This is a genomic window from Mesorhizobium sp. P2_D6, from assembly GCF_056404315.1.
In genome coordinates, this window is the sequence record NZ_JBFUEG010000001.1 from 509,675 (window position 1) to 530,615 (window position 20,941).

A 20,941-nucleotide genomic window follows, 5' to 3' on the forward strand; every position below is an offset into this window, starting at 1 on the left:
AACATGTCGGGATCCAAGATCTTGCAACTGTCGTTTTACCGAGATGTCGCCGGGTTCGGCGCCGCCATGGCCCGGATTGGCGGGCGCAGGACGCTGACGGCGCTGCTGTTCCTGATCCTGGGGAGCCTGACGGAAGGCATCTCGATCCTGCTTCTGGTGCCGCTGCTGCATCTGGTCGGGCGGCCCGAGCAGAATTTTGCGGTCAAGCTGCCGAACAACGACTTCGTGCGCTGGCTGGCGCCGGACGGGACGCTGCAATTGACGACAGTGCTTTGCCTGCTGGTCGGGCTTGTCGCGCTGCAAGCAGCGTTCAATCGCTACAAATCCGTCTACATGGCGCGGCTGCTGCTCGACTTCATCAACCGCCTGCGCATGAACCTGTTCGAGAGCATCGGCAAAGCGCGGTGGGGCATTTTTGCGCGCATGCGCAGTTCCGACCTCGACCATGCGCTGACCGGCGACATCGACCGCGTTCAGTCAGCCGCCTTCTCGCTGCTGATGCTGGTGCAGATCGCTGTGCTTCTGGCAGGTTATCTCGTGGTTTCGCTGTTCATTTCGCCTGTCATGACGGCCTTCGCCATCGTCGTCGGCATCGTCACGTTCCTGGCTCTGCAGCCGTTTCGTGCGCGAGCCAGCGCTTTCGGCCGGGTTTTGACCACCAATCGTCAGGAGCAGTACCGCACGGTCTCGGAATTCCTCGGCGGGATCAAGGTGGCCAAGAGCCTGAATGTCGAGGAGACCTATTACGCGCAGCTTCGCGCGACACTGGAGAAGATGAAGGCCGACAACATCAACTATGTGCGCAACAGCACCATCGGCACCGCTTTGTTCCAGGTCGCCAGTGTCATCGGGCTTAGCCTGTTCATCTACGTCGCCCTGGTTCGCTTCAACCTCTCGCTGGCCGAGATCGTTGTGCTGCTACTGGTGTTCATGCGCATTGCGCCGCGCTTCATGGATATGCAGATGCAGGCGCAGCAAGTGCTGATCAATCTGCCCGCCTATGCCTCGATGCGTGACATGCAGGCGCGTTTCGACGCCGAGCGCGAGCCTGCGAACCTCGAATCCGATGCCAAGATGTCGCTGGATATCGGGCTCAACATCCGCAATGTTTCCTTTGCCTATGAGGCCGGCGGCAAGCCGGTGGTGAGCGACATCACCTTCGGTCTTCCCGCCGGCAAGGTAACGGCACTGATCGGCCCGTCAGGCTCGGGCAAGAGCACGCTTGCCGACATGCTGCTCGGCCTGCTGGAGCCGAGCGAAGGCAAGATCCTAGCCGATGGCGTCGAGATCAATTCGACGAACCGCCGGCATTGGCGCGATCGGGTGGCGTATGTACCGCAGGATGTGTTCCTGCTCCACGACACGATCGCCGCCAATCTGCGTCTTGCCGCGCCACAAGCCAGTGACGCGGAGTTGTGGACTGCACTTCGCGCGGCGCACGGCGCTGACTTTGTCGAAAAGCTGGAACTGCGGCTCGACACGGTGGTCGGCGACCGTGGCGTGCGGCTCTCAGGCGGCGAACGCCAGCGCATTGCACTGGCGCGCGCGTTGCTGCGCAAGCCCTTGCTGCTCATTCTCGACGAGGCGACCAGCGCGCTCGACTGGCAGAACCAGTCTCTGATCGCCAAATCGATCGACGGCCTGCGCGGATCGATGACGATCCTGACCATCGCGCACAGGCCTTCGATGATCGCCTTCGCCGACTGGGTGGTTGCGATCGAAACCGGCCGGATCGTCGAAGTCGGGCAATATCAGAGGTTGAAGGCGAAGGCCGGCAGCCGCCTGTCGAGGATGCTTTCCGGCGAGCAATCAAAACCCGAGCCGGCCGAAGCAGGCTGAGTCCGATTGCAATGTGGCCGAGGTCGCGTACGACCTCGGCCTGTGTTCAATGCACGCTGCGCCTAGCCGAGAGTTTCTCGCCTTCGGACGCCTTTTCCGCGCCGAGGCTTCGTTCGGCGTCGCGAGCCCTGTCAGCCGATGTCGGCGCGCTCCTGGCGATCATCACATAGACCAGCAGGAAATAACCGATCTGGATGAGGACAGCACAGCCAATGACGCGAAGCACCGTTGTGGAGAGCGACGCGCCGTCGAAGTACGACCACGCGACCACGATCGCGAGGGCGAAAACCATTCCGATGACGAATTTTGGTAATGACATGATCGGCGGCCCGTCAACCGGCCCGAGCATGCAAAAGCGATGACTTACCCACCCGAGTATCTCCCCATTCGCCATGCGAGCTTATTCAGCTGCTCTTTTTCGGCCGGTTGCTTCCGGCCTTCCCAACCCATTCAGACTCTAACAGAAATAATTTGCGACTCTATTAAGGCGCGAAACTGGCGGCAAGGGCAACCGGCGATAATTTTCCGTCTGCCAACGCGTTCGACTCTGCCATGCTGCGATGCACACGCAGGGGTGGTGGCCTAACTCGTCCAACGATTCTTACGTCAGTAGAATCTACAATCTTGATTAGTATTTTATTTGATTAATCTAGCAAAATGAGTGATTCGAAACCGAGTTAAAGCCATTCTCTCTGGGGCGAAGGACGATTCGTCCAAAACGGGCCGGAAAAAGGCATTACATTTCCTACCGTTGCTAATTATTCGTCACAAACCTGCCATAAAGGGCAAAATTTGGGCAGGGCGCGTTTATTATTTAGTCAATTCATGACGTGACTATTTCACTCGTATAGGAAATTGTGTGTTGCGCTGCAGCATTTTTTTGGTATCGTGACATAAACCATCCGTTCAACGTATGGAGCTTTTGCATGAGGGACGTTGCCAAGTCGGCCAATGCGGCATTTTCGCAGGTCGGCGTAGATTTTCCGCCACCGATTGGCGGGCTGCTAAAGCGCAGTTTCGATATTTTCGGTTCACTTGTCGGCCTGGTGGCGCTCAGCCCACTGTTCCTGATGGTGGCCCTTCTGGTCAAGCTTTCCGACGGTGGCTCGATCTTCTACGGACACAAGCGAATCGGACGCGGCGGGCGGATTTTCCCCTGCCTCAAGTTCCGCACCATGGTCGAAGACGGCGAACGCGTGCTGACCGCTTATCTCGCGGCCAATCCGGAAGCCAACGCCGAATGGATCGCGACCCGCAAGCTGAAGAACGATCCGCGCGTCACCCGCGTCGGCGCCGTTCTGCGCAAGCTCAGCCTCGATGAGCTGCCGCAGATCATCAACATCCTGCAGGGCGACATGAGCCTAGTCGGACCTCGTCCCGTGGTGCGCGACGAGCTTGAGATCTATGGCAGCGCCGCGGTCTACTATTTGAAGTCGCGGCCGGGCCTGACCGGGCTCTGGCAGGTCAGCGGACGCAACGATGTCTCCTATGACAGCCGCGTCGCGTTCGACCGTCACTATGTCGAGAACTGGTCGCTGTTCGAAGACGTTCGCATCATCCTCAAGACTGTGCCTGCGGTGTGGATGTCGCGCGGTTCCTACTGACCGACCGCAACGGGTCAGCAATCGGGCCGGTCCGGCCCGAAGCCAATCCGGCCCAAAGCCATTCGGCGATGGGCCGGCCTTGCATTGCAGTCGAGGTGCTCAACCGGCATTCGGCAGCAGTCCTATCGGGCGGATGGGGCCAAAAACGGATCGGAAACGTTCAGTTGAAAACAGATATGTCAGCCTATTTTCGCCTTGCCGGCCCGATGCGGCCAGCACGGCTCGTCGCCACATGCCTCGCTCTGTCCCTCGCGGTTCCGGCCATGGCCGACGAGTACCGGCTCGGCTCGCAGGACAAGCTCAACATCCGCATCGCCGAATGGCAGACCGTCGAAGGCACGTTCCGTGACTGGGCGGCGGTGAACGGCGAATATTCGGTCGGCCCGGCCGGCAATTTGTCGGTGCCGTTCGTCGGCGAATTGCCGGCCGCCGGCAAGACCACGTCGGAGGTTGCGGCCGCCATCAGCGTTGCCCTGCAGCGCAAGCTTGCCCTGTCGGACAAGCCGGAAGCCTCGGTGGAAATGGTGCAGTTCCGGCCGTTCTACATCTCGGGCGAGATCCAGACGCCTGGCCAGTTTCCCTATGTGCCCGAGCTGACCGTGCTCAAGGCTGTCAGCATCGCCGGTGGGATCCGGCGCAACGCCGACTATGGCCCGCAGATCGCCAAGGACCTGGTGACCGCCAAGGGCAATTTCGATATCTATGACGACCAGCGCGTGCGGCTGATCGTCAAGCGTGCCCGCATCGATGCGGATCTCGCCGGCAAGGCTAGTTTCGACGTGCCGAAGGAGGTCGAGGGCGATCCGCGCTTGCCAGCCATCGTCGCCGACGAGATGCAGATTCTGACGGCCGATCAGAAGGCGCTGAAGCTGAAGCTGCAGGCGCTCGACGAATTGAAGGGGGTCCTGCAGGCCGAAATCGAAGCGCTGCAGAAGAAGATCGTCAACCAGCAGCGGCAAGTCGACCTTGCCAAGCAACAGCTCGAAAGCATCGGCCCGCTGGTGCAGAAGGGCCTGGTTGTCAACACGCGTGTACTGAGCTCGGAGCAGTCCGTCGCCAATCTGCAAGGCCAGATTCTCGACTACGAGACGGCCATCCTGACCGCCAAGCAGTCGATCAGCAAGGCGTCGCAGGATGCCATTGATGCCCAGAACACCTTGAATTCGAACCTTGCCTCCAGCCGCCAGCAGGTCGAAGCCGACCTGAACGAGGCGGCGCTCAGGGTGGGCATGCAGAAAGGCCTGATAGCCCAGGCATCGGATCCCGCCACGACTGCCGCCATCACAAGCGGTGAGGAACCGACGTTCCTCTATTCGCTGGTGCGCGTTGTCGACGGCAAGACGAGCGAGATCGAGGCCAAGGAAGACACGCTGGTGCTGCCGGGCGACGTCATCAAGGTGAAGCTGGCGCCGACGGCCAGCCAGTAACCGAAGCCGGGACTCGCTCGACGAGACCCGCGCGACGGAGGCGGGAGGGAGGAACAATTTCGGCTCGTTCGCGCCACGGCGCGGGCAGGCAATCCCGTTTGGACCGCTTGAAGGCATACAATGCAGCCCGCCGCCCCGCGCCATGTCTACCTCAATCTCGACGCCATCCGCGGCGTGGCGGCGATCAGCGTGATGCTCTACCACTTCTCGCCGTTCCTGGCCGCCGGCAAGGTGCTGCCGTCGAGTTATCTCGCGGTTGATCTGTTCTTCCTGCTCAGCGGTTTCGTCATCGCGCATGCTTATGACCGCAAGATCGAAAACGGCATGGGCTTCGGCACGTTCGTGGCGATCCGCCTGATCCGCCTCTACCCGCTCTACCTTGCCGGCACGTTGCTCGGCTTCTTCTATTTGCTGGTCAAGAACCGGCTGATCCCGGCGGAATACATGCCCCTCTCGGAGATCGGCACGATGCTGACGACCGGCATGTTCTTCATCCCGCTGGTCAGCGATGCCTATCACACGATCTTTCCGCTCAATCCGGCGTCGTGGTCGCTGTTCTTCGAACTGATCGTCAACATCGCCTATGTCGCTGTCTTTTTCCTGCTGTCGGAGCGCGTGCTGACAGTCCTCATCGCCGTCAGCCTGGTGCTGCTGGTGGTCGCCTCGATCGTTGCCGGCACGCTCGACTTCGGCATGACCGGCAAGACCATCATCAGCGGGCTGCCGCGCGTCTGTTTCTCCTTCTTTCTCGGCGTGCTGCTTTGCCGATCCTTGGCGCGCTACCAAAGCGGGCTCGGCTTGCTGCGGCGCGGCTGGTGGGTCGAGGCTGCGATCGCCCTGACGCTTGTCGTCTTCGCCATCGCACCGGCCGGCGACGCGCGCATCGCCTACGATCTCGCCTGTGTCGTCTTCATCTTCCCGGCCCTGGTGTTGATCGGTGCCATAGCGCCCACGGCACCCCGCCTGTCAGGCCTCTATGGCTGGCTCGGGCGGATTTCCTACCCGATCTACATCATCCACACGCCGATGCTGATGATCATCGCCGGCGCAGGCAAGGCCGCCTCGATCGACCCGTTCGCGCATCATCCCTGGTTCGGCATCGTCATGGCGGTTGCGGTCATCGTCATCGCCGACATCGCCACGCGCATCTATGACGAACCGTTGCGCCGCTTCCTGCAGCGCCTGATGCAGCGCAAGCGGGCCGTCGCCTGATCCTCCAGGTCGGCCGCATATAGCGGAGGCCTTCGCCCTACGAGTACCCCCACCCTTAATCCCTCCCCACAAGGGGGAGGGAGACTTCCATAGCGCCGTTCAGCTGAAGCTGATCAGCAAAGGCGCGGGGAGGGTTAGGGTGGGGGTCCCTCTTCGCAAGAATCTATTATGCGGCTGACCTGTCAGACTCGCGCCGGCATACGGCCGCTGGCGGCCTTCTCGTCCTGCACGGGAGCATAGGCCCGCCTTGCCCGGACAACCGGCACCGGGCGCAGCTTGAACAGGCCGTAATAGACGATGAACGAGGCCGTGAAATAGGGGCCGAGTATCTCGACCTCGAAGAAGGAGCGGATCAGCATCAAGCCGACCGCCCCGGCAAGCACCACCGAATCGGCACTCCAATCGCCGAACACCACTTTCGAGACATGGCCCCAGAAGGAGCGCAGGATGATCAGCGCCAGTATGGTCATGCCGATGAAGCCAAGCTCGACCAACGTCTCGATGTAGGTGTTGTGGAAATGGAAGCCGGTGCGGGTCGAGATGTAGAACTCCGCCCAGAGCCGTTCCGGATCGGCAAAGCCCTGTATCCAGTAGGCGGCGTAGCCATAGCCGAGCACTGGATGCTGCTGCGCCGCCAGCCAGCCCTGTTCCCAGAGATAGGTGCGGCCGGTCAGCGTCGAATCCTTGCCGAAGATGCCGAGCACGAAGTCGAGCAGGCCGAGGTTGAGCGCGGCCACCACACCCGTGACAAGCGCGACGGCGCCGACGACAAACATGACGCGCCGATAGGCGCGCGACAGGATTTTGCTCATGGTGAGCAAGGCAACGATGCCGATCACCGCCGGCAGCGAAGCGACGGAGGTCGCCGAATGGGCAATCGCCAGCATGTAGACCGACAACAGCATGATCGGCGCGGTCCAGACGAAGCTCATCCAGTTGCGCCGGTAAAAGACGAGAAAGGCAAGGCAAAAGAAGATGCCCAGCGAGGCAAAGAAGCCGACCTGGTTCTTGGAGCCGAAGGCGCCGACGAAATTGGTGGTGCCGTCGATGGTGTCGAGCGCATAGCCGCCGACTTTCAGCGAATAAAGCAGCACGACGAAGATGCCGATCAGCGAGCCCAGCACCAGCGTGCGCACGCTTATGGTGCGCGCGGCGATGTAGGCGCACAGGATGTGCGAGAAATATTGCAGCCCCGCCCGCGCACTGGTGCCGGCCGCCTGCGACCAGAAGACCGAAAGGCAGATATAGGTGACAAAGAGCAGCGGCAGCCAGGTGCTGGAAAGATCGCGCGTGAAGCGCCGGTAGTCGACAAACAGCAGCGGCAGCCACACCAGATAGTAGGCAAGGATCAGGACCTTGCCGAAATTGGTGGAATAGGCGAAGGCAAAGACCGACACGGCAACGGCGAAGGCCGCATAGGCCTTGTTGCCTTCCGGATCGATCAGAATGGATTTCGGAATCTTCATATCCGTACCGGATTTCTCATCCATGCCGCCTTTCAACTGGGCACGCCGCGTTTCAGCCGCGCATAAGTGCCCGCGAACCGGCTTTTCCGCGTTGGGCCTCGGGCGTGACGCCCGCCGGCGGCCGCACGCGACCGCCAGAAACTGCCTCTGCCGGAGCCCGTTCAACGGGCATCCATTGTGCAGTGCAATATAACCTGTATCGCCTGTCACTCAATGGAAAAGTTGTCACGGGCAAGGCCGAAGCAACCATGCAGCAGCCAGATGGCGTGAATGCGGCTCGCCTCGCTCAAAATTCAAGGTGTGGCCGCTACCACAGCGCTCCGCCGGTGATCTGGATGTTTTCCATGGTGATGCCCTGCGCGAGGTCCGAGCACAGGAACACGGCCAAGGCCGCAATCTCCTGCGGCTGCAGCATGCGCTGCTGCGGATTGCCCTTGGCGATCTCGGCCATCGCCTCCTCGGCCGTGCGGCCCTTGCCCTCGCGCTCGACAACCTGCGCCACGTTGCGGCGCATCAGTTCGGTCTCGACCCAGGTCGGGCTGATCATGACGCAGGTGACGCCATGTGCCGCCCCTTCCAGCGCCACGCAGCGGGTGAGGCCGAGAAGGCCGGCCTTGGAGGCGCAGTAGGCCGGGTTGTCCTTCCAGCCGACGGTGGCCGCCGTCGAACCTATATTGACGATGCGGCCCCAGCCGCGTTCGATCATGCCGGGCAGCACTGCTCGGGTGACGCGGAAAGCGCCGGTCAGGTTGGTGTCGACGATCTTGTCCCACAGCGCATCGGAATGACCGCAGACAGGCTGTTCGGCTGTGGTGCCGGCAGCGTTGACCAGTATGTCGGCCGGGCCGATAGCGGCTTCTGCGTCGGCCGCAAACCGGTTGGTGATCTCGCTATCGCGGACATCGAGATGCGCCGCGTGAACCCTGGTGCCATGGGCCGACAGGGCGGAGCGCACACGCTCGATCTCGTCGGCGCCCGGATAGTAGGCGGCATCGGATCTGTCCGCGTCGGCGGGCGCGATGTAGGAGCCGACGGCGACATTGGCGCCGGCTTCAGCCAGTGCCGTGGCAATGGCGAAGCCCATGCCGGAAAACCCGCCGGTGACGATCGCGCTGCGGCCGGAAAGGTCTGTCATAGGCAATGGATCTCCGACGCCGAAATCTGATGCGATAGTCTTAGACCCAGCCCGGCAACGAACGCTACCTTGCCTGCGGCGCCGGCCACGACATCACTAGAGCGGTTTGCCCAGCCATTCGCGATAGAAGCCTTCTAGATCCGGCTCGAAATCGTGAACAATAGGATAGCCGGGGGCCGCCGCTTCGACATCGTGCATGGTGCCGCATTCCGGGCAGATGAACTCGCGAATTTCCATCCATTGCGGATCGGGGATATCGCTGTTGGGGTAGATTTCGCGCAGCGCCTCCTCGGTGTTGCGCACGATGATCGCGGCCTTCAGCTTCCAGTTCTTGCGATAGTCGCCGAAGGAATGGCCGCATTCGCAGCGGGTGATCCGCTCGTCGCCGCTCTGGCAGATGAACAGGTGATCCGAGACCGGCAGCAGGATCGGGTCCTTCCAGGCGACACGGTCCTGATAGACGGCGACCATCTTGAAGAAGCGGTCATCATCCTTGTAGGCGCTCATGATGCGCCTTGTCTGCGGCCAGGGCAGCTTGCCGGCGGCCAGATCGCCGAGGACTTCCTTGCTGTACGAGGTCATGGCTTTGCTCCCGGCATGAAGATCGATTTCGCGTCGACGGCCCAGAACTCACTGAAATCTTTGGTGAAGCGCGACGAAAGCTTGATCGCGCTGGCATACATTTTCTTCACTTCCGGCGCGAAGTCGGCTTTCTCGACGCGGCTTCGCTCGGCGTCGATCCAGTCCGAAACCGGGATAGCCTTGGCCAGACGCTGCTTGCGCATGGCGGCGCGGCGTTCGACCGTGGCATCGATATCGGCAAGGGGATAACCGTCGGCGTCGTCCTTCAGCACGATGCCAAAAACCTGGATCGCCGCTTCGCGGGTGAGGTAGCCGTTCTCGACATCCCATGCGGTCTTGATCGGATCGCGCTCCAGCACGTCGCCGTAACCGCCGCCGCCATTGTAGGAATGGCTGAAGATGTCACCGGACTTGTGCGGCGCGGTGATGTAGGGGCCCTCGACCACAACATGGTCGCCGCCGATGTTCTTCTCATAGTCGGAGACATGCGGGTCGATGCCGGGCGCATGGGCCAGCGGTTCACCTTTGGCCGCCAGTTCATGGATGTTGGAGTTGCGCACGGCGCGATGCTTCTGGCAGGTCGGCGCCGGATAACCGCCGCACATGCCGCCATTGTCGAACACGCGTGAGGAGTGCTCGGATGTGTGGAGCCGCAGATGCGAGGTCTTGCTGATCAGCCAGGTCGAGACGAAGGAACAGCCGCCGCGATATTTGCCGGCGCCGCCGGAGTTGGGGACGATCGAGCGGCCGATATAGACCATCGGCATCGACTGTTCCCAGACCTCGATGTTGCCCATGTCGGATTCCGGATTCCAGCCGACATAGGCGGTGTCGAGGCCGTCGGCGATGGCCAGTGCGCCGGAGCCGGCGGCGGCGCATTCGAAATGCGCCATGCCGAACGGCGTACCGTACTGGCTTTCGCCGCCCATCTCGATCATCGGGCTGTTGACCTGGCCGACAAAGGCCTCCTCGACGAAACCGCGCGCCACGAAGCCGCGCGATAAAAGCCGCTGGAAGACGCCGTAAGCCGGCAGCAGCAATGCCCATGATGTGGCGGTCGCCACCATCTCGTTGTCGGGGTTGGTCCAGGTGCCATGCGGCAGTTTCAGCTCGGTCGCCATCCAGGCACCGTCATTGACCAAACCTTCGAAATTCATGTGCTGGGTCAAAGTGACGAACATGCCGCCATCCATTCCGGCCGGCGTGCAATTCATCGAATGGTAGCCCCAAGGCTGCGTGCCCTCGAAGTCCATGGTGATCTTGCCGTCGGTGGTGATCTCCATCTCGATCGGGATGTTATAGAGCCAGTCGGGGTCGCCGAGCAGCTGGAAGCCGGGCTTGCCGGCGGTGACGTGGCCGTAGAAGGTGTGGCCGCGATAGATGCCGGGCACGGTGAGCTGGCGGGTGCGGGCGAGCTGGGCCCGGCGGCCCTCCTCGATGAACTCCTTCGACACCTTCATCCAGTAGTCGAGGCCGATCTCGGAGATCAGCTGCTTGACGCTTTCGCGCATGTCGATGCAGGAGGCGACCTTGGCCTTCTCGTCGAGCACCCAATAGATCGGCATGCGCAGATTGCGCTCGCAGCGGATGACGTAGTCGCGGCGGATCTCGTCATTCTCGCCGATCTTTTCGGCGCAGACGAACAGGCCTTCGGTAAAGCGTTCCTGTGCGAGACAGACGTCACCACCAGGCGTGATGCCGCCGGCTTCCAGCTCGTGGCAGACAGCCCCTGCCCAGCCAACCAGCGTGCCTTCATGGAAGATCGGCACCACGTCCATCACATCAGGCACCTGCACGGTGCCGATGAAGGCATCGTTGTTGGCGAAGATATCGCCTTCGCGGATCTTCGGGTTTTCCTCGTAGTTGTTCTTGATCATCCATTTGATGAAGCGGCTCATCGTGTGGACGTGGACCATGATGCCGTTGGAGAGCGCGATGGCGTCGCCCTCCGGTGTGTAGATGGCGACCACCATCTCGCCGACCTCGCGCACGCCGGGCGAGGCAGAGATGCGGCGGGCCATTTCGCGGGCCGAGACGCAATAGGCGCGCAGCTTGGTGTGCAGAGTCTCGAATTTCAGCGGATCCTGGTTGCGCAGGGTGAGTTCCGTGATGCCGTCATAGCAGCCGGTCTCTTCCATCAGTCTCTCGGAATCAAGCAGCCTTTCGCGAAGGCGCAGGGCCGAGGCAGGTTTGTCCAACATGGCGATCGCCCTCTCAAGCGTGGGTGTAGTGCAGCAGCGTCCACTCATCGACATGGACACGATCTTGCGGGTGAACGACGAGCGTTGTCGCCGGGTGTTCGATGATGGCCGGGCCGATGACCTCGTGGCCGGGCTGCAGCAGGTCCATCTCGTAGAGATTGGCCTTGTGCCAGCGGCCGCCAATATAGGCTTCACGCACGCCCTTGTGGGCCGATGCTGGACCCGACTTGCCGAGCGGGCGCTTGAGCAGCACCGGCTTGACCTTGTCGGCGGTCGCGATCAGCCCGAGCTCGGTGATGGTGAAGCCGGCCTCGCCATAGCGCGAGACGCGGTGATTGACCTTGGCGTAGACCGCCTCGAACTCGTCGATGACCTTACGCATGTCGTCAGCCGAATTGACCTCGGCGAGTGGCGCCATGACTTCGACGTCCTCGAGTTGGCCGGTGTAGCGCATCATGAGGAACGGCACGGTCTTGATCTTGTCGCGGGCGTGGCCGTCCTCGATCATCTCGTCGACCGCAGCCTTGGTCAGGTCGTTCCAGACAGCGGTGACCTTTTTGCCGAAGGCGAGCAGTTCGTTATCGCTCGCCCGTGCGCCGATGTCGTGCTGTGTCGATACCGAATGCCGGCGCATGAAGTCGGCGGTGGTGCAGCCGAATGCCGAGAAGGCGGCGGCGAACTGGAAGGTGATGATGTCCTTGAAGCCGATGCCCCTGGAGCAGCCGGCCAAGTGCAGCGGGCCTGAGCCACCATAGGACAGCAGGGTGAATTCGGAGGGATGGATGCCCTGGCCGGAAATGACGCGGCGCAGTGCGTTGTTGGCGTCGGCTTCCAGCATGTCGATCATGCCTTCCGCCGCCTCCTCGACACCGACGCCAAGGATGCTGGAGCATTTTTCCTCGAACGCCTTGCGCGCCTTCTCGACCTGCAGGACGACCTTGCCGCCGAGGAAATAATACGGGTTGAGACGGCCGAGGATGGCGTCGCAATCGGCGATGGTGGGTTCGGTGCCGCCCTTGGCGAAGCAGATCGGGCCGGGATCGGAGCCCGCACTTTCCGGCCCGAGCGAGACCTTCTTCGTCAGTGGATCGACCTTGAGGATCATGCCGGCGCCAGCGCCGATCGTGTCGAGATGCAGCGTCGGCACGTTGAGCTTGAAACGGTCCATCAGCGGCTCGTTCTCGATCCGGGTCTGGCCGCGCGAGATGACGCCCATGTCGAAGGAGGTGCCGCCCATATCCGAGCAGATCAGCGAGTCGTTGCCGATCAGTTTGCCGACATACGCGGCGCCCAGAATGCCGCCGATCGGGCCGGAGATCATGGTTTCGTGCAGGCGCGGATGGTTGATCGAGGTCAGGCCGCCGAAGGACAGCAAAGTCTGCACGCCGTATTTGAAGCCGTATTTCTTCGAGACGTCCTCGATGCCCTTGAGCTGCTTGCGGCCGCGCGATGTGGCGTAGGCCTCGATCAGCACCGAGTTCAGCCGCGACTGTTCGCGAATGACCGGGCGGACTTCGTGGCTGGTGTAGATGAGAATGTCGGCGCCGGCCTTCTGCACTTCCTCGCGGCAGATTTCGGCGATGCGCTTTTCGTGCACCGGATTGACGTGTGAGAAGATGGTCATGATGCAGATCGCTTCGACCTTGTCGGCAATCAGCTTCTTGGCAGCAATCGCGACCTCATGCTCATAGAGCGGCAGCACGATGTCGCCGAACTGGTCGATGCGCTCGGTGACGCCATGGGTACGGCGGCGCGGCACCAGCGGATCGGGGTGATGATGGGTGACCGCATGCAACCGGTCGGCATAGGAATAGTCGGCCCAGGCCTGCAGGCCGCGGCCCATCAGGATCATGTCCTCCAGGCCCTTGGTGGTGATCAGGCCAAGCTTGCGGCCGGTGCGCGACAGCAGCGTGTTGAGCATGCCGGTGCCGGAATAGAGCACGACGTTGACGCCGGAGAAGAGCGTCTCCAGCGAGATGCCCCAGGCATCGGCCGCGTCTTCGGCGGAGGCGAGGAAGCCTTCGGCCTCGTCCTTCGGCGTGGTCGCCGATTTGCCGATCTTGAAGTGGCCGTCCTGATCGACAAGGATGGTGTCGGTCATGGTGCCGCCGGCGTCGATGCCGATAACGATGGGGTTGCCGACGATGGGGCTGGTGAGGTTGGGTTGGGTCACGGTCGCCTCAGGACTGGTCTAGGATGGCGCCAGGCTAGAGTCATTGGGCGGCCTTGCGCCATATGCCTAAAGACACAATGACGCTTTGACCGGGATCGCCGAAAAAAGGGCATGCGTATGGGCAGCAACATCTGGGCGCCGCTGGCCAAGGCAATCGCCGCCACCGGCACGGACAGGCATGTCGACTGCCTGATCGACCTGATCGGCGCCGACATCGAGCACGACCTCGTCACCGTGACGCGCTATTCGGCGACTCAGACGCCGGAGTTCATCAAGCATAGGCGCTTCTCGGACGAGATGGTCCGGCGCTATCTCGACAATTACTATGTCTTCGACCCGTTCTACGCCTCGTGGCGGCGCGAGCGCAGGCTGGGCATCCTGCCGCTGAAGCGGCTCGCCGATGACGAGGCCAAGCGCGGACAGTACATAGCCGGCTTCCTGGCGCAGTCGGATATCTGCGACGAGGTCGGCATCATGCTGGCCGATGGCGGTGACTGGTGCCTCGGCATCTTCCTCGACCGCTCAACGGCCGCCTTCAAGGACAGCGAGATCGCCCTGTTGGATGAGCGGCTGCCGGTGTTCGAAGCCCTGCATGCGCTCGACATCAAGGCGCGCGGCACCGAGTTCTCCCGCACCTCGGCGCCGACCGGCCCCGGCGCCTCGCCTCGGCAGAAGCCGACCATCCCGACGAGCCTGTGGCCGGAACTTTCGCCGCGCGAACGTGAGCTCGTGCAGCTGATCCTCGCGGGACATCCAACCGCCAACATCGCCGAGCGTCTCGGCATCACCGTCGGCACGGTGAAGAACCATCGCCGCCGCATCTACGACAAGCTCGACATTACGACGGAACGGGAGCTGTTCTTGCAGTTCTTCCAGCACCGCGCCGACGGTTAGTCCGGCGATCGAAATCGCCGTCAGTCGTGCAATTCCCTGGAAATCGGCGGGCCAACGGTGAAGCCTGAAAATGTGACTTCAAAACCTTCGCGCTGCGGCGAACAGCACATCATGCCGACATCGACCGACTTCGAGATCGGGAAATAGGCGAGCCGCACCGGTTTCCAATGGCCGTCGGTGGAGTCCAGATACTGGATGCGGATGGCTTCGGCGTGGCGGGTCAGCCGGATGCGGACGCCGTCGGAATCGTTTGGAATCCGGAGCAGCGACCAGTCGGAGGTGTCGTTGGTGACAACCACGGAGAAGTAAGCCAGCCCGTCGGTGTATTCGATGCCGGCTTTGACCCAGTGCGTTTCGCTCAGCCGCAGCATCAGCCCGGCCTGGTCGTAGAGCACCTTGTAGTCGCCCTTGACGGTGACCTCGGCACTGAAGTCACCCTCGACCGGCCGGTAGAGGAAATGGCCATTGTCACGCCAGAAACCGTAGAAGGTCTCGCGCCAGAAGTCGGTCTCCTTGCCGGTGCGCACATGCACCGTGTCGTCACCTAAGACACGGTGCGGCGGCGGGTTGAGCCAGGTCAGGTCCTCTTTTGCCGAAGTCATCGATAGACCGTCGATTAGCCGGCAAATGTATAGGCCGTCTTGACCGTGGTGTAGAATTCCGCGGCATAGCGGCCCTGCTCGCGCGGGCCGTAGCTCGAGCCCTTGCGGCCACCGAACGGGACGTGGAAATCGACGCCGGCGGTCGGCAGGTTGACCATCACCATGCCGGCTTCCGAATTGCGCCGGAAATGCGTGGCGTGTTTGAGGCTCGAGGTGCAGATGCCCGAGGTCAGGCCGAAGGGGGTGTCGTTTGCCACCGCCAGCGCTTCGTCATAATCCTTTACGCGGATGACGTTGGCGACCGGCCCAAAGATCTCCTCGCGCGAAATGCGCATGGCGTTGGTGCTCTCGGTGAACAGCGCCGGCCGGAGATAAAAGCCGGGCGTTTCGCGATCGAGCCGCTCGCCGCCGAAAGCGAGGTTGGCGCCCTCCTGGCTGCCGATGGCGATATAGTCCTCGTCCTGCTTCAGCTGGCTCGCATCGACGACCGGGCCGATCTGGGTCTTGGCGTCGAGCGCATCGCCAATGACGAGTTTGTCCAGGCGCTCCTTGAGTGCGGCGACGAAGCGGTCGTGAATGCCTTCGGTCACCACCATGCGCGACGAGGCCGTGCAGCGCTGGCCGGTCGAGAAATAGGCGCCGTTGATGGCGCAATCGACAGCTATGGCGAGGTCGGCGTCGTCGAGCACGACGAGCGGGTTCTTGCCGCCCATTTCGAGCTGGAACTTGCGCATGTGCTCGACGCTGGCCGCGGCGACGCGTTTGCCGGTGCCGACCGAGCCTGTGAAGGTGATGGCGTTGAGGTCAGGGCTGTCGAGCATGGCCTGGCCGACCACCGAGCCCTTGCCCATAACGAGGTTGAGCACGCCTTTCGGCAGGCCGGCGCGATGCAGGATGTCGACAATGGTCCAGGCGCTTTCCGGCACGAGTTCGGCCGGCTTGAAGACGATGGTGTTGCCGTGGGCGAGCGCCGGCGCGATCTTCCAGGTGGGAATGGCGATCGGGAAATTCCACGGCGTGATGATACCAACGACGCCGACGGCCTCGCGGGTGATCTCGACGCCGACGCCCGGACGCACGCTGGGCACCAGTTCGCCCGACAGGCGCAGCGTCTCGCCGGCGAAGAAATCGAAGATCTGCGCGGCGCGGATCGTCTCGCCAATGCCCTCGGCCAGCGTCTTGCCCTCTTCGCGCGACAGCGCGCGGCCGATCTCGTCCTTGCGCGCCATGATCTCGTCCGAGGCCTTTTTCAGCACGCTGTGACGGACGAGCGGCGCCGAGCGCGACCAGGCCGGGAAGGCGGCCTTGGCCGCCGCAATAGCCTGCTTGGCCTGTTCGGCACCTGCCGAGGCATATTCGCCAACCACATCGCCGGTGTCAGACGGGTTGATGTTGCGCGAGCCGGCTTCGCCGACCCACTCGCCATCGATCAGGTTCTTGCGGAACAGGGTCATGTCGCGGTTTCCTTGTAATTGTTTACTGGCGGTGCCGTATGCCTGAATCATTTATCAGACAAATGACGACACTGTGAGGGCCGAAATCTGGCTGCGGACTGGATAGCCGATGGCGCGCCGCTGCGAAAGCTGCGACCTCAAAATGGACGATATGAAGCGGGCCTTTGTCAGGTCGGAAAAGACCAGAACAGGCAGGCCAGCGTCGCGGCTGCGAAGATGACGAAGAACAGGCTTCTGATCAGGATGTTGCGGCGCAGCTCGTTCATGGTGAAATGGCTGCCGACGATTGCCGCAGCGAACAGGAAGCGCCAGTTGACCAGTGCCCACAGCACGGTGCTCTGGCCAAATGCCCAGCGGGCGACGAGGCAGCCGACAATGGTGGCGAACAGGGCGATCACCGCCCAGAAGAGCGCATCCGCCGCATGGGTGAGGACGATGCCGGCGGCCCGGATCGGCAGGATCATCATCAGCATGGCGCTGAAGAAGTAGACGGCGGCGAGCGGCAGGAACGACCCGGCATCGGCAATGCCGTCCAGCCGCCTCACCCCAATCGCGCCATAGGGATAGCCCTGCCTGGCGACCGCCAGGCTAAGCGCCATGAGGAGTGCGGTGAATACTGCAACCAGTGCGAATGTGCCAAGAGCCTTGCTCATGCCGTTCCTTGCTTTGAGGCCCGATCCGGGCCGAATCACGAGGAACGATTTTAGCGCACGGTCCAGGATTGCGCGTCAGCTTTGCTGAGCGTTCCGCTCTTCACCGGTCGCTGTTTTCGAAGGCGCCCATGCCTTGCGCGATCAGATTGGTTGCCATGACCAGCGAAACGATGGCCGCGGAGTTGAAGATCACCACCCACCATTTACCGCCGGTCAGGAAGCCGTAGCCGTCGGCGACGGCCAGCCCCCAGTCGGCAGAAGGCGGCTGGATGCCGAGGCCGAGGAAGCTCAGCGTGGCGATCGAAAAGAAGGCGTAGCCCAGACGGGTGACCAGCTCGATGAGGATGGCCTCCCGGACATTGGGCAGGATCTCCAGGAACATGATGGCCAATGCGCTCTCGCCACCGAGCCGGGCGGCGCTGACATAGTCGCGCTCGCGCTGCTCGCGCACGGCGGCGCGCACCGTCCTTGCCACCAGCGGCGCATAGGCGATGCCGATCACCAGGATGACGGTTAGGTTCGACGGCCCAAGCGCGACCAGCGTCATAGTGACGAGAACGATGAAGGGAAAGGCCATCAACGTGTCGAGCAGCCGCGCACCGATGGCATCGACCAGCCCGTCGAAATAGCCGAGCACCAGCCCAAGCACGCTGCCGGCGGCAACGCCGAGCAGTGTTGCTGCCGGCGCGACCAGCAGGATGTCGCGCGAGCCGACGACGATGCGCGACAGCACATCGCGGCCGAGTTGGTCGGTGCCGAACCAGTGCGCGGCGTCGGGCGGCGTCAGCATGACGAGAAAATCCTCGGCATAGGGGTCGTAGGGCACAAACAGGTGGCCAAACACGGCGCAACCGACCCAGAATAGCAGGATCAACGCGCCGACGATCACCGAGGGTGGTAGCTTTGAGGCGGCCTCGCGGATCCGGCTCGCGGCCCGCCAGCCCAGCGCAGCGCGGCGCGGCAGGGGAAATTCCATCAGCTCCATCATTGCGACACACGGCGGCGTTGGCGCGGATCGAGCAAGGCGTTGACGAGATCGCCTGCCGCGGCCGACAGCACGAAGATCGTCGCCATCACCAGCACGCCGGCTTCGAGCATAGGGAAATCACGCGATTTGGCGGCGTTGAGGACAAGGTTGCCGAGGCCCTGTATGCCGAACAGCGCTTCGATCACCACCAGCCCGCCAAGCATGTAGCCGGTCTGGGTCGCGAGCACGGCGATAGTCGGCGTCAGCGCATTGCGCAGCACGTGGCGGATGAGGATTTCGCGGCGCTCCAGTCCTTTCAGGACGGCGGTGCGCGTATAGTCGGCGGCCAGCGCCTCGATCACGCCGGCCCGCGTCATGCGGGCGATGTAGCCGGCGAGATTCAGCACCAGCGGCAGCGCCGGCAGGATCAGATAGTAGCCGCTGACCCACAGCCCGGCGCCATCGGGCGCAGCACCCGTGATCGGGAACCAGTTCAGCCACAGGCCGAAGACGATGAGCAGCATCAGGCCGGAGACGAAATCCGGGACAATGCCGAAGGACACGCCGGCGAGCACGATCAGCCGGTCGATGACGCGGCCCTGGTTTAGCCCGGCAACGATGCCGGCGCCGATGCCGAGCGGCAGCAGAAAGACGAGGATGACGCCTGCAAGGGCTGCCGAGCGCTTGAGGCTTTCCAAAACGAACGGCGCCACCGGCAGGCGCAGCGACAGCGAGGTGCCGAAATCGCCCGTCAGAGCGTTGCTGAACCAGTGCCAATATTGCACGAGCACCGGCTGGTCGGCCCCGAGTTGCTTGTTCAGCGCTGCGACCGCCTCAGCGTCGGCGAAGGGCCCGAGCATAAGGCGCCCGACATCGCCGGGCAGAACCTGCCCGGCGAAGAACACCAGCATGCTGACCAGCCACAGCGTGAGCAGAAGCGAGGCTGCCCGCACCGACAAAGTGCGGCCGGTCAGCATCGCGTCAAAGCTCCCTGCATGGCTGGACGTTTCACGGGTCACGCCTGGGCGAAGGTGACGCGGTCGAGCAGCAGATGCGAGATCGCCGTGAAGCGAACGCCCTCGACCTTCGACGAGACGATGCGGCTGTATTGCGAGAAGTAGCTGATGATCAGCGGCGTTTCGTCGAGCAGCAGGTTCTGGATCTTGCCGGCGGCCAGGCGTTGCGCCTGAAGGTCACGGGCCTTGCCGTACTCGAGCAGCAGCCCGTCATAGGCCGGGTTGTTGAAATGCGCCGCGTTCCAGGCGCCCGAGCTCTTCAGCGTCGCGTTGAGGAAGATGTCGGGCGTGCCGCGATGACCGAAATCGGTGATGCCGAGATTGGAATCGAGCCATGGCGAGCTGCCGAACTTCGCCGAGCCGTAATAGGCGTCCTGCGGCAGGACGTTGAGCTTGATGTCGATGCCGGCCTTCTTGGCGAAGTTCTGGATCAGCACCGCGTAGTCGGGAATGTCATAGGCGCGTTCGGTGGTCAGCGTCACCGGGAAGCCGTTCGGCACGCCGGCCTCGCCAAGCAAGCGCTTGGCCTCGGCGATGTCCTGCTTGCGCTGCGGCACCAACGGATCGGCTGACGGGAAGATCGGCGCGAACGGCGTGTCGTTGCCGACAATGGCGCGGCCCTTGAGCAGGCCCTTGACCACCGCCTCGCGGTCGATGGTGAGCGCCAGCGCGCGGCGGATGCGCTTGTCGGTGAAGGGCGCCTGGTCGGTCCGCAGATGTACCTCGTCATGCGAGCTCGCCTGCACGCTCAAGAGCTTGAAGTTGGGATTGCCCTCGATCGCCAGTTCCAGGCGCGTCGTGCTCGGAATGACGTCGAGCTGGCCTGCCTGCAGCGCCAGCACCTGCGCCTGCTCGTCGTCGAAGAACTTGATCTCGACGCGGTCGGGCAGCGCCTTGTCGCCCCAATAGTCGGGGTTGCGCACGAAGCTGGCGCCTTGCTTGGGACGGAAAGATTCGAGCTTGAACGGGCCGGTGCCGTTGAAGGTCTTTTCGAAATCGCCGGCATAGTCGGCCGGCAGGATGACGGCGTTGTAGACGTCGGAGGAGACATAGAAGGGGAAGTTGCTGTTGGGGCCGTCAAGATCGAAGGCGATGGTTTCATCGTCGACGACCTTGGCGCCGCCCTTGGACAGGATGCCTTTGTAAGCCGACAAAGCCGATGAACCGCTGGCCGGATCGACCAGGCGCTCAAAGCTCGCCACAACGTCCTTCGCGGTGACGGTGCGGCCATCATGGAACTTCACGCCCGGCCGCAATTTGAAAGTCCAGCGGCTGGCGGTCTCGTCGGCCTCCCAGGACAGAGCGAGCTTGGGCTGCAGACCGTCCTTGGGATCGTCGAGGATGAGATACTCGCCGACCTGGCTGATCACGCCGATGCTGGCCGGATCGGTGATCGAGACCGGATCGATGGCCTTGGTCAGCTGTCCTAGCCCGACACGGACCGTGCCGCCGGCGCCGGCGCCGGCAGCGCGTGCCGAGCCAAAACCAACAAGCCCCTGCGAGGTGGCAAAGCCGGTGAGACCGATCAAAGCGGCGTATTTCAGGAGGTCGCGGCGCTTGAGGAAGCCGGCCTGGTGTTCGTCGACGGCGACATTCCAGATGTCGCCGGAAAGATTGCGAAGCGTATCGATGTCGTTGCGTTTGGTCATTTTGAAACCCCTGTCTGAAATGACTGTTGGACTTTGTTTTGAGCAATTCCGGACGGAAAACCGCTCA

Annotated in this window: 17 protein-coding genes; 5 read left to right on the forward strand and 12 right to left on the reverse strand. The window is 62.6% G+C overall.

Going from position 1 to position 20,941, the window contains the following annotated elements:
* Nucleotides 1-3: 3 nt before the first annotated feature.
* Entirely contained in the window at nt 4-1,839 is a 1,836-nt protein-coding gene (locus AC1D1L_RS02290; RefSeq protein ID WP_477338453.1) for an ABC transporter ATP-binding protein, read from the forward strand.
* Nucleotides 1,840-1,885: 46 nt separating this feature from the next.
* On the opposite strand, the gene AC1D1L_RS02295 is transcribed toward AC1D1L_RS02290, so the two are convergent.
* Nucleotides 1,886-2,233, reverse strand: coding sequence for an exopolysaccharide production repressor exox (locus tag AC1D1L_RS02295; protein ID WP_477338455.1), 348 nt, complete (start codon nt 2,231-2,233; stop codon nt 1,886-1,888).
* 532 nt (nt 2,234-2,765) lie between these two features.
* On the opposite strand from AC1D1L_RS02295, the gene AC1D1L_RS02300 reads away from it, so the two are divergent.
* The 3 genes from AC1D1L_RS02300 (at nt 2,766) to AC1D1L_RS02310 (ending at nt 6,082) form a co-directional block, all read left to right on the forward strand.
* Nucleotides 2,766-3,443, forward strand: a complete 678-nt coding sequence (locus tag AC1D1L_RS02300; RefSeq protein ID WP_112560555.1) for a sugar transferase — start codon at nt 2,766-2,768, stop codon at nt 3,441-3,443.
* Nucleotides 3,444-3,619: 176 nt separating this feature from the next.
* Nucleotides 3,620-4,870: a polysaccharide biosynthesis/export family protein gene (locus tag AC1D1L_RS02305; protein WP_477338457.1), complete on the forward strand. Its 1,251-nt coding sequence runs from the start codon at nt 3,620-3,622 to the stop codon at nt 4,868-4,870.
* 120 nt (nt 4,871-4,990) lie between these two features.
* Entirely contained in the window at nt 4,991-6,082 is a 1,092-nt protein-coding gene (locus AC1D1L_RS02310; protein WP_477338459.1) for an acyltransferase family protein, read from the forward strand.
* 182 nt (nt 6,083-6,264) lie between these two features.
* On the opposite strand, the gene AC1D1L_RS02315 is transcribed toward AC1D1L_RS02310, so the two are convergent.
* The 5 genes from AC1D1L_RS02315 to AC1D1L_RS02335 form a co-directional block, all read right to left on the reverse strand.
* The gene (locus tag AC1D1L_RS02315) at nt 6,265-7,548 is read right to left on the reverse strand and encodes an O-antigen ligase family protein (protein WP_477338747.1); all 1,284 of its coding nucleotides are present in this window, start codon (nt 7,546-7,548) and stop codon (nt 6,265-6,267) included.
* A 307-nt stretch (nt 7,549-7,855) separates the two neighbouring features.
* Nucleotides 7,856-8,683 (reverse strand): SDR family NAD(P)-dependent oxidoreductase, encoded by an 828-nt coding sequence (locus tag AC1D1L_RS02320; protein WP_477338461.1) that lies wholly within the window; start codon nt 8,681-8,683, stop codon nt 7,856-7,858.
* A 96-nt stretch (nt 8,684-8,779) separates the two neighbouring features.
* Nucleotides 8,780-9,265, reverse strand: a complete 486-nt coding sequence (locus tag AC1D1L_RS02325) for an acetone carboxylase subunit gamma (protein ID WP_477338463.1) — start codon at nt 9,263-9,265, stop codon at nt 8,780-8,782.
* Complete coding sequence (locus tag AC1D1L_RS02330) at nt 9,262-11,466, reverse strand: hydantoinase B/oxoprolinase family protein (RefSeq protein ID WP_477338465.1); 2,205 nt, start codon at nt 11,464-11,466, stop codon at nt 9,262-9,264. Before AC1D1L_RS02330 ends, AC1D1L_RS02325 begins: the two co-directional genes overlap by 4 nt.
* Before the next feature lie 13 nt (nt 11,467-11,479).
* Complete coding sequence (locus AC1D1L_RS02335) at nt 11,480-13,639, reverse strand: hydantoinase/oxoprolinase family protein (protein ID WP_477338467.1); 2,160 nt, start codon at nt 13,637-13,639, stop codon at nt 11,480-11,482.
* A 111-nt stretch (nt 13,640-13,750) separates the two neighbouring features.
* On the opposite strand from AC1D1L_RS02335, the gene AC1D1L_RS02340 reads away from it, so the two are divergent.
* The gene (locus AC1D1L_RS02340) at nt 13,751-14,533 is read left to right on the forward strand and encodes a helix-turn-helix transcriptional regulator (RefSeq protein WP_477338469.1); all 783 of its coding nucleotides are present in this window, start codon (nt 13,751-13,753) and stop codon (nt 14,531-14,533) included.
* Nucleotides 14,534-14,553: 20 nt separating this feature from the next.
* On the opposite strand, the gene AC1D1L_RS02345 is transcribed toward AC1D1L_RS02340, so the two are convergent.
* The 6 genes from AC1D1L_RS02345 to AC1D1L_RS02370 form a co-directional block, all read right to left on the reverse strand.
* The gene (locus AC1D1L_RS02345) at nt 14,554-15,135 is read right to left on the reverse strand and encodes a DUF1349 domain-containing protein (protein WP_477338471.1); all 582 of its coding nucleotides are present in this window, start codon (nt 15,133-15,135) and stop codon (nt 14,554-14,556) included.
* Nucleotides 15,136-15,149: 14 nt separating this feature from the next.
* Entirely contained in the window at nt 15,150-16,589 is a 1,440-nt protein-coding gene (locus AC1D1L_RS02350) for an aldehyde dehydrogenase family protein (protein ID WP_477338473.1), read from the reverse strand.
* Between the two features lie 167 nt (nt 16,590-16,756).
* Nucleotides 16,757-17,242, reverse strand: a complete 486-nt coding sequence (locus AC1D1L_RS02355) for a hypothetical protein (RefSeq protein WP_477338475.1) — start codon at nt 17,240-17,242, stop codon at nt 16,757-16,759.
* 100 nt (nt 17,243-17,342) lie between these two features.
* A complete protein-coding gene (locus tag AC1D1L_RS02360; RefSeq protein ID WP_477338477.1) occupies nt 17,343-18,218 on the reverse strand; it encodes an ABC transporter permease in 876 nt (291 codons plus the stop codon).
* A gap of 8 nt (nt 18,219-18,226) precedes the next feature.
* Nucleotides 18,227-19,186, reverse strand: coding sequence for an ABC transporter permease (locus AC1D1L_RS02365; protein WP_477338479.1), 960 nt, complete (start codon nt 19,184-19,186; stop codon nt 18,227-18,229).
* Between the two features lie 38 nt (nt 19,187-19,224).
* A complete protein-coding gene (locus tag AC1D1L_RS02370; protein ID WP_477338481.1) occupies nt 19,225-20,874 on the reverse strand; it encodes an ABC transporter substrate-binding protein in 1,650 nt (549 codons plus the stop codon).
* Nucleotides 20,875-20,941 lie beyond the last annotated feature (67 nt).